The organism is Pedobacter vanadiisoli (assembly GCF_042684385.1).
GTDB lineage: Bacteria > Bacteroidota > Bacteroidia > Sphingobacteriales > Sphingobacteriaceae > Pedobacter > Pedobacter vanadiisoli.
The window spans coordinates 690004-698729 of sequence record NZ_JBHULL010000007.1 but is presented as its reverse complement, the minus strand read 5'-3'; the positions used below and the strand labels follow the sequence as shown (position 1 = coordinate 698729).

At 38.7% G+C, this 8726-nt stretch carries 5 protein-coding genes and 1 rRNA gene; 2 read left to right on the top strand and 4 right to left on the bottom strand.

What is annotated here, in order from left to right; translation table 11 throughout:
- Positions 1-75: ribosomal RNA gene (gene rrf, locus ACFSR6_RS22525) — 5S ribosomal RNA — on the top strand; the annotation flags it as partial.
- Positions 76-557: 482 nt separating this feature from the next.
- Positions 558-2324: a S8 family serine peptidase gene (locus ACFSR6_RS08665; protein ID WP_379077690.1), complete on the top strand. Its 1767-nt coding sequence runs from the start codon at positions 558-560 to the stop codon at positions 2322-2324.
- A 158-nt stretch (positions 2325-2482) separates the two neighbouring features.
- Here ACFSR6_RS08665 and ACFSR6_RS08660 read toward each other — a convergent pair whose 3' ends face one another.
- The 4 genes from ACFSR6_RS08660 to ACFSR6_RS08645 form a co-directional block, all read right to left on the bottom strand.
- Positions 2483-3262 (bottom strand): polysaccharide deacetylase family protein, encoded by a 780-nt coding sequence (locus ACFSR6_RS08660; RefSeq protein ID WP_379077687.1) that lies wholly within the window; start codon positions 3260-3262, stop codon positions 2483-2485.
- A gap of 1 nt (position 3263) precedes the next feature.
- Positions 3264-4196: a glycosyltransferase family 2 protein gene (locus ACFSR6_RS08655; protein WP_379077684.1), complete on the bottom strand. Its 933-nt coding sequence runs from the start codon at positions 4194-4196 to the stop codon at positions 3264-3266.
- A complete protein-coding gene (locus ACFSR6_RS08650; protein WP_379077681.1) occupies positions 4193-5377 on the bottom strand; it encodes a glycosyltransferase family 87 protein in 1185 nt (394 codons plus the stop codon). Before ACFSR6_RS08650 ends, ACFSR6_RS08655 begins: the two co-directional genes overlap by 4 nt.
- Positions 5378-5835: 458 nt before the next feature.
- Entirely contained in the window at positions 5836-8412 is a 2577-nt protein-coding gene (locus ACFSR6_RS08645; protein WP_379077678.1) for an alpha-L-arabinofuranosidase C-terminal domain-containing protein, read from the bottom strand.
- Positions 8413-8726 lie beyond the last annotated feature (314 nt).

The following is an 8726-nucleotide window of genomic DNA, read 5'->3' as shown; positions in this document are numbered from 1 at the left end:
TCCGAACAGAGAAGTTAAGCCCACCAGAGCCGATGGTACTGCGGTAACACGTGGGAGAGTAGGTCGGTGCCAGATCTTAAAAGAGACCCTTTATCAGAAATGATGAAGGGTCTTCTTGTTTTAGGGGGGGGGTGAGTGGAAAGACCAAAGCGGAAAGACCAAAGCTTAAAGACGAAAGCTTAGATACCAAAGCGTAACTTTAGTCTTTTTTCCTTTAAGCAAGTTTTAAACCATTAAGGAGTTAAGAGGAGTAAGGCAGTTAAATTGCTTGATTAAAGGAAGTGACCTTAATGAATGCCATAATAGAAATTCGGTGGCAGCAGGCCCCTCAATAATAGCCCTGATGGCAGCAGAAATCCCTTTTGGACACAGGGGGTTACTTATACCGGCAATGTTCCCCAAAAGGATTGCAGCGTACGGCAGGACGGAACCCTACCCAAAAGAACTGGAAATTGCGCTCCAATAAATATTGCTCCTCTCTTGTTAAAAAATGTAAAATCTTATATCCTCAAGGCAATAAAACCGTATTATTGTAACATTACGTACTTAATGTTATGATGAACGCTAACCTTAAGAAATTAACTTTTCTTGTTTTTATTTTCTGCCTAAACCTTAGCGCTTTTGCCCAGAGTAAAAATGTACAGCTTCCTGCAAATTGGTTTAATCTCGATTTACAGGAGAATGGATATTTCGGCATCAGCACAGAAAAAGCCTATCGTGAACTTTTAAAAGATAAAAAACCTAAGCAAAATATCATTGTAGCGGTAATTGATGGTGGCGTAGATACAGAACACCCCGATCTCAAACAGGTGTTATGGACGAATAAAAAAGAGATCCCCGGGAATGGAATAGATGATGATGGTAATGGATACATTGATGATATTCATGGCTGGAATTTTATAGGCTCTAAAAAAGGAAACCTGGAGTTCGATAACCTGGAACTGGTTAGGTTGTTAAGAATTTATAGGCCAAAATACCAGTCAACCACCAATTTAACACCTTTGGACAGTACACAAAAGGAAGAATTTAAACTCTATAAGAAAATGGTTGGCAATTTCGGTAAAAAATACGAAGATGCCAGCAATACTTTTTCGGTACTGATCGCCATTAACAAAGTTTTAGATTCTGTTGCCAAAATCAATAAAAAAGAAATCCCCACTTTAGCCGATATCGACCAGTATAAGGCAGATGATGAGACCGAAGAACAAGTGAAAACAATTATCAGAAAAGGGGCTAAAGAAGACGGCAGTTTCGAGAAGTTTTATAAAAATATAAAAGAAGGGTACAAGCAGTACGATGCAATGCTGAAATACAACTTAAACCCTAAATATGATATGCGTGCAGAACTGGTAGGAGACGATTATAGCAATTCTTATCAAAAAGATTATGGGAATAATGATGTGAAAGGCCCTGATGCTTTTCACGGCACGCACGTATCGGGAATTATTGGTGCTGACAGAACAAATTCTTTAGGCATTTTGGGCGTTGCCAATAATGTGCGTATTATGGCCATTAGGGTAGTGCCTACTGGTGATGAACGGGATAAGGACGTAGCTAATGGTATTCGCTATGCTGTAGACAATGGCGCCAGGGTAATTAACATGAGTTTTGGTAAAAGTTATAAATGGGATAAAAAAGCTGTAGACTCAGCAGTTAAATATGCGGAACAAAAAGGAGTTTTATTGGTGCACGCTGCCGGTAACGATAACCAGAATAATGATCTAGAAGAGAACTATCCCAATAAATTTTTTGATTCTAAAGAAGCTGATGCATATAAAACGGCACACAAAAAGCCCAGTAAACCCGATTTTACCCCGCCTGTGGCCATGCCACAAAACAATGGAATGGGCATGAGACCACCTTACGATCGATCGGCATTGGTAAAGCCTATACCCATCGATACTGTAAAATTTAATCTCCCGCATGCCAGTAACTGGATCGAAGTTGGCGCAAGTGCCTACAAAGATGATGATAACCTGAAAGCCGATTTTTCTAATTATGGAAAATACACGGTAGATGTTTTTGCCCCCGGATTCATGATTAAATCTACAGTTCCCGGCAATAAATACGAAGAAGCGGATGGAACAAGTATGGCTTCGCCTGTTGTTGCTGGTTTGGCGGCATTAATCTTAAGCTATTACCCTGATTTAAAACCTGCACAGGTAAGAGAGCTTATTATGAAATCTGTTTCTAAAGTGGCACACAAGATAAAATACAAAAATGAAAAAGGCGAAAACGTCAGGGTGCTTTTTAACGAAATATGTGTTAGCGGAGGGATTGTTAATGCTTACAATGCTTTAAAATTGGCCGAAAATTACAAATAAGCCTTTAAAGCTATTTTTTTAGAAGCGCAAAGCCATTACAGCTATTTAGGTTTGTTCCCGTGCTCCGCTATATCCCTTCACTGTGTTTCGGGGGATGCTGCTTTGCCCGGGGCTAAGCACTTCGGTAACGGCCTTAAACGCAAAAAAATAATAAGAACTTATTGGGCCAAATTTTTAATAAACGCTTGAAAGGTACCGAAAGGATAATTTTTGCGCTTCATCCAGGCGATGAGCAGTTCCATACGTTCGATCATTTTTATACCTGTATTCTTCCTTACATAAGCCGGGAAACCAAAACGTTCGAAATCATTTAAATCGGTAAATTCCCATGGATGAAAATAGATGTTCAGGTACTTATCTTTTTTATAGGTCCAGCTGGCGAGTGTTTTATAAATACTTAGAGGCAAATTATGAAATGATAGCCAAAATAAGGGAAACCTCACAACCGGACTTACCGAAGCGGGAATCTGCAATACGTTGCCTTTAATAAAATGTGTTCGCGAAATATTGAAGTTATTATAGCGCCCTGGTAAGTAAGTCGGATTGATGGAAGTATTATAGGTATATCCGGCCTTTTCAATCTCTTTTTCATCAACAGGCATCATTCTGGCCATACGGTAACCTGTAATCTCTTTCCCTGAAAGTTCTTGGAGCTTTAGTTTTGACTGGAGCAAATGTTCAGGTTTAAAATCCGAATGGTAATAACCATGCGAAGCGAGCTCGTGCCCTGTTTCAGTAATCCGTTTAATCAGGTCGGGAATATTTTCAGCAAAAGTAACAGTACAAAAAAAAGTAGCCTTTATTTCGTATTTATCTAAAATATCTAAAATGGCAATTGTACCTGCTCTCGAGATGGCAATCTGATCTTCGAAAGAAATATCTTTCCCATATTCGAAAGGCATATCAAACTCTTCGATATCAAAACTGAGCAGTACCATTTTATTTTTGTTGAATATTGGTTGAACGGATAATATAATTAGGACGGTTTTTAGTCTGCATAAACATCTTACCTACATAGATACCTATTATACCCAAAATAATGAGCTGTAAGCCTCCAAAAAAGACAATAGTCATGATTACCGATGCCCAGCCAGAAACCTCAACATGATTTACAAAGGCATAAATAATGTAAGGAATATACAGTACTGATGCAAATGAAAGAATAAACCCCAGGTAAACCGCAGAGTAGAGTGGTTTTATGCTAAAAGAAGTTACACCATGTAAGGCCAGCCTGAACATTTTTTTTAAGGTGTATTTGCTTTGCCCTGAAAAACGTGCCGCAGGATTGTAGCGAATAGCAAACTGCTTAAAACCAAGCCATTTTACCAAACCGCGTAAAAATGGTTCATTTTCATGGAAATTTCTGAAAACACTCACCACTTTTTGATCAAGTAAACGAAAATCGGCAGCTCCTGCCTCCAAATCGATATCAGATAACCAGTTTAAGGTTTTGTAGAATAAGTTTGATGAGCTTCTTTTTCCTTTTGATAAATTTTTATCTTCCTCCCTAATGGTGTATACCACTTCGAAACCTTCCTGCCATTTTTTTAACATTTCCGGAATCAACTCAGGGGGATGTTGCATATCGCAGTCCATGGAAATTACGCAATCGCCAAAAGCGTGGTCCATACCGGCCTTAACAGCCAATTGGTGACCAAAATTCTTAGAAAACTCAAGGAAAAATATATTATTTGCTGTTGAAGCGTAATCCTTTATTTTTTCGAGCGTATGATCGGCACTTCCATCATCTACCAGTATAATTTCATAATCATAATTGATGGCCGAAAAAACTTTTTTAATACTTTCGGCTATTACAAAAATATTGTCGGCTTCGTTGTAAGCAGGGATTACTATAGAAACTAATTTATTCATTTATCGGTAATCAGATAAGATTCAAAATCTTCTTTCATCATTTGATAAATTATAGTTAGCCAAATGATAACGCAAGGTAGGGCTTTAAGCGAATATAGACGAATAAATTCTTTAACCGGCCTCGGAAAAATATCGGTTGGTGATAAACTGGTTAATATAAAAGCAAAAATAAACAAAGCGATTGCCCAGCCTTTTTTAGGGTTCTGCTGTACCATAAACCAAATTGCAACACCTGCAAAAGCAATAATATAAGTAGGCGATTCTGATCCGCTGCTGAATATAACCGTAAAAATTAAGGTGGATGCCAATAACATTAACCTATAGCCAATATGTTTATATTGCTTAGTCCGTAGGTAAGGCAAACCAAACAGGACAAGGCCAGCTAATAAAAACGGAGCATTCGGGAGGTTAATATTTCCTGTTGTTCTTCTTACAATCCCCATTAAGGAAATATCCTGGAATGAAGTTAATGATGCATTCAGGTCATTTTTATGAGCAAGTGAATGGTACCAGTCTGCATAAGACTGAACCACAAATGCCGGTGATGAAATAACCATGGGCAGGATAAATAGTACCAGAAACGCGATAAAGCAAGCTGCTATAAATTTTAACTTATTCCTGGTAAAAAAGAAAAATGCCAGGCCAACAATCCCATAAAGTTTAATCATTGTACCAATGGCGATGAAAAAAGCCGATTGCACTTCTTTCTTTTTAACCAGGTAGGAGAAACTTAGCAATATTAATCCTGTTAAGGCAATGTTAAACTGAAAGCTAAAGAGTGCAGTTAACGCTTCGTGTACACAGATCCACGCAATTATTGTTCGTTTGTTAAGTGATATCGGCAGGCTATAAATTCCTAAAAGCAATATCACAACATTGGCTATGTTCCAAAGTATGCAGCCCAAACCATCAGGTAATAAGGCAAAAGGTGCTATAAAAATTGAAAATACCGGGCCATAGTGGTTACTGTCCTGGTATTCGGGATAATTGTTGTATAAATTCTGAAGGTCGAGAGTGTGCCAGTAAACATATTTGAATATCAAATAATTGTTATAGGTGTGATGGTGGTATTGCTTAAAGCCTGCAATTATGGCTAGCAGGAGATAAACGGCAATAAGGCATTCCTTTTTTAATAGAAATGATGAAAGTTTATTAAAATAAGCGTTTTTGAAGCTGTTCATAACGATTTTGCCGCAATATAGCCATAAATAACTATTCTTTTAAAGCCTGCTCTTGCGGCTAAAAAACACAGGTTGAAGACTCATTGGAAGGGGGGTAAGTTAATTTCTTGTATTTAACGCCAACTTAATTTGAAATTAATAAGCATGATCTACTTTTGAGGTATAAATATTTGGTTAGTATTTATAAGGTTTAGTTGATTAGTATAAGCCACGATAAAACATCGTGGCTTTTTCGTTTTAATAATATCTGTTTTACCCATGAAACTGCAGTAGCCGAATTTTGGATAACTGTATCATCAGACAAGTTTTCCTGGATCCTGACACCTTAAGTTCAGCTTATTCCGGACCTGGCGAATTATCGAAGCGCCTCAAACAGTATTATCGCCGGTCTTTCGAAGGGCTCAAGATGACCGTTATAAATTTATGATTAAGCCTTTTTTACTCTATTCACTGAAAAACTATTGCGCCTTAAGTCTTAAAACGGTAAAAGAATAGGCTGGTAGTTCAAGCTGCCTGATTGCATCTGTACTGATAATTGCGGTTACCGGAACAGCCTTATCATCAGTTGGGTTTCCAGTAAGTACAGTTTTAACGGCTTTTTTTCCAAGCTGCTGCTGATTGATATCAAGTGAAGTGTTTACGCTAACAGGAAGGAGATTAACCAATTTAACTATCAAATCACCTGTTTTAGCATCCTTTACCATAGAACAGGCAATCCGCTTGTTTACGCTTTCCTGGTTGGAAGAAAGGGCCACCGTTGATGGAATATATACCTCTCCGGCATTCTGTCCGTATAATTGTTGTACGAAATAACCGATCGTTGGTTTTACCTCCGTATTGTTAAAATAAATCAGATCAGGATTCCACTGTGTATGCCCTTCTTTCGCAATCAGTGGTGCGTATGAGGCCATACTTACCACATCACCATTACGCTCAAGTGAAATTAAATATAATGCTTCAGCAAGAGAGGTTTCCAGGTTAGTTCTATTGCCGCCGGGTAAACTTGCAGCATATTCGCCCAGGTAAACTTTAGATTTAGACCTATCGTAACTGTCGTAAAAATTTTGGTTGTTGATAAACCAGCCCGGCGATTGGTAATAATGTTCGTCGATAATGGGAACGTTAAGGTTTGATGCGATTTGCCAGCCGGCTTCATAATCTGTTCCTTCGAAAAACGGACCCGCCGTACCGATAACGGTGATTTCGGGATGCGATTTTTTCAGGGCTTTATAGATCATGGTAAACCGTTCGGCAAATACTTCGGTAATCTGATCTTCGTTGCCAATGCCTATATACTTCAGGTTAAAGGGTTTTGGGTGGCCTGCTTCAGCACGTTTCTTTCCCCATTCGGTTTTTACATCACCATTGGCATATTCTATTAAATCTACTATATCTTGTATATACTGGCCCATTTCACTCATAGGTATACCGCCCTGTTGTCCACCACCACCTGTAGCCGAATTTTGACAGGGTACACCAGCGGCAATTACCGGAACAGGTGCAGCGCCAATATCTTCGCAGAACTGAAAATACTCGTAATAACCAAGCCCCATGGTTTGATGATAACCCCAAAGGTTTCTATCTGGTTTACGTGCAGCTAAAGGGCCTATTGAGTTTTTCCATTTGTAGATGTTGGCTATCCCATCGCCGTGCGCAAGGCAACCTCCCGGAAAACGTACAAAACGGGGATGTATATCTCCGATGGTTTGTGCCAGATCGGCCCTTAACCCATTTTTTCGGCCTTTAAACGTATTTTTCGGAAATAACGAAACCATATCAATTGCCATACGGCCAGGACTATTCATCACGATTTCGAGTTTTGCATCGGTCGCATCAGCAGAAGATACCAAAGGTAAAGCCGCTGTTTTCCAGCTGTCTGAACTGATGTTTAAGTTCGATTTAGCCAAAATGCCCTGTTTATCACTTACCAGCCTCACTTCGAGGTTCATTTTTTTTGTATTCAATAATTTTGCTGATAAGGAAAAATCGTAAGCTTCGCCCTTTTTTAACGCTATTCCATCAAAACCGGTATTGACAATGGATGCTCCGGCATGTGGGATATCTAAAACCGCATAATGCAGGTTATTGGGGTGAATGGGCGAAATTGAATCTATTTTCATGGTGGCACGCTCACCCTTAAGTACCCAGGCATAACTGCTGTTCCAGTTTTTGTCATGGTATTCTTTATCGCGGGGGTGATATTCAAAATCCCGGTTTTGAATCAGTTCGGCATATAAGCCGCCATCAGCTGCATAATTTAAATCCTCGAAAAATACACCTGTTAGCATATTGCTGATCGTTTTTGCTCGATCTGGCTGGAAAGTTATTTTTGCTTCCACACTTTTAAGACCCGCAAAACGCTGTGCATCGTCTTTAGTGGTTTCGCTATCCTGTTTCCTTTTATAATCTTTTAGTTCATAGGCTTTTTTTAAACCCAAAATAACTTTCCACGATAAACGGTGCATCTGACCATTAACTGCATGGGGTATATTAACAGATGTACTGCTATTCAGATAAGTTGTGGCAGGCACTTCTTTTACGGCACTGTAATGGATTAAATCTTTGCTTTTGGTCTGAAAATATTTTCCATTGGCATCTGTATAGGTTACGGTATATTCATCAAGTTTGCCATTATAATCAATAGTCGGACGTAAAACATTTTTACCCTGATTAACGTAGGGATAGTTTTGCGGCCCCCAGCTTACAAGATCTTTCGAGCTTGAGGTGGCAAACTGCAGTGTACGGTCGTTCAGGCTCCAAATACATACCCAAAGGCCATTTTTGCCCTGGATCAAAAAAGGAGTTATCATTCTTTTTTCGCTACCCCATCGGCTATAATCGCTTTTCAGATAGGTATAATCGTTCCCTATGGGAGTCCAGTGCTGTTTGTCTAAACTCCAGGCAAATCGAAGTCCGTTTGCATTGTAAGCAAATAAATAAGCGGAATCAGGCTCATTTTTTGTTTCTTTATTTATAGCAAATGCCTTGGTTACTACTAATATCAGCGCCGCAAGAAGCCAAAATTTTCTTTCCATATTCTGTTAAAATTTAATCGTTAAATTCAATTTACAGGCCGGTGCCTCAGTCTCTTTTTTAATGAGTTGTATTATTTTTGAATGCATAAGCGATAAAAGCATTCCAGTTGTAAGAGGAGTGATCATTTGAGTTCAATTTTACCTGGTTAGAATTTTTTTCTAATTTAAACAATAATCGTCATTATAACGATTATTATTTGTGTTACTTATGCCCGATATAAATCAGGGGCAACAAAACAAGGAACCTTTGCAGATGGAATTGAACACTATTGCAGGTACCAATTTGAAAAAAACCTTTCCATTTTGGAATGGTT